This window comes from Anaeromyxobacter sp. SG66, from assembly GCF_022690805.1.
In the GTDB taxonomy this organism is placed as follows: Bacteria; Myxococcota; Myxococcia; order Myxococcales; family Anaeromyxobacteraceae; genus Anaeromyxobacter; species Anaeromyxobacter soli.
Map to the genome: position 1 here is coordinate 69,738 of NZ_JALCZC010000016.1, position 1,301 is coordinate 71,038.

Here is a 1,301-nt window from a genome sequence, read left to right on the forward strand (position 1 = left end):
GGCGCCCGGCCCGCCCCCGCCGGCGCCCGGGGGGCCCGCAAACGGCAGGCGGCGTGCCTCGGGGGGGCCGGCGCGCTCCCACCCCGCCCGTGGGAGCGCGCGCCCCGTCGCTCACACGATCTCCCGGTCTCCTCCCGCGGCGTCCTCGCTCGCCCCGCGGCGCGGCTCGTCGCCGCTCTCCTCCTCGCGGACGGCGCCCTCCTCCTCCTCCGTGCCGAAGTACCCCTCGTAGTACGGCTCCCGCCGCGGCGGCAGATCCGTCCGTGGGGTCTCGTCGCGGCCTTCCTTCCGGCGCTCTTCCTCGGGCTTTCGCGGCATACGCCCTCCTCACGTCCCCGAAAACCTGCGCTCCCGTGCCGCCGCCGTGAAGCGGCACCCCGCGTCGGGCCCCACCCGGCGTTGCCGCGGGCCGACGGGCGCACGATCGTACTCAGGGGGGACGATCCATGGCTCGAGCGATCTGGAGCGGAGCGCTGACGTTCGGCCTCGTGAACATCCCGGTGAAGCTCGTCACCGCGGTGACGCAGAAAGAGGTCCGCTTCAACATGCTCCACGACAAGGACGGCGGGCGGATCCACCTGAAGCGCTTCTGCGCCAAGGAGGACGTCGAGGTCCCCTACGAGCACATCGTGAAGGGCTACGAGATCTCGAAGGGGAAGTACGTCGCCCTCGATCCCGACGAGCTCGAGAAGTTCGACCCCAAGGCGACGCACACGGTGGACATCCACGACTTCGTGGAGCTCGCCGAGATCGACCCCATCTACTACGACCGCACCTACTACCTCGTGCCGGAGGCGAGCGCCGCGAAGCCGTACGCCCTCCTGCTCGACGCGATGCGCCGCTCGGGCAAGGTGGCGATCGCGACGTTCGTGCTGCGCACGCGCGAGTCGCTCTGCTGCGTTCGCCCCATCGAGGACGCGCTCGCGCTCTCGACCATGAACCGCGCCGACGAGGTGATCCCGGTGTCCTCGCTCGACCTCCCCCGGCACGCGAAGCCCGCCGAGCGCGAGCTCGCGATGGCCGAGCAGCTCGTCGGCTCCCTCACGACCGCGTTCGAGCCCGAGCGCTACCCCGATACGTACCGCGAGCGCGTCCTGGAGCTCGTCGAGAAGAAGGCGGAGGGCGAGACGATCGAGGCCCCCGAGGCGGAGCGCGCGCCCGCCGAGGTGGTGAGCCTCGCGGATGCGCTGTCCGCCAGCCTCGCCGCAGCGCGCCGGCGGGGGGGCGAGCCCGCCGCGCACCCGGCGCGAGGCGAGCGGCGACACCGGCCCGCCGTGGCGGCGCGCGCCGCCGGCAAGAAG

Annotated in this window: 2 protein-coding genes; one reads left to right on the top strand and one right to left on the bottom strand. The window is 73.2% G+C overall.

Going from position 1 to position 1,301, the window contains the following annotated elements:
* Positions 1–111: 111 nt before the first annotated feature.
* A complete protein-coding gene (locus MNZ39_RS07435) occupies positions 112–318 on the bottom strand; it encodes a hypothetical protein (RefSeq protein ID WP_242336823.1) in 207 nt (68 codons plus the stop codon).
* A gap of 128 nt (positions 319–446) precedes the next feature.
* On the opposite strand from MNZ39_RS07435, the gene MNZ39_RS07440 reads away from it, so the two are divergent.
* A partial coding sequence (locus tag MNZ39_RS07440; RefSeq protein WP_242336826.1) for a Ku protein occupies positions 447–1,301 on the top strand: 855 nt, incomplete at its 3' end.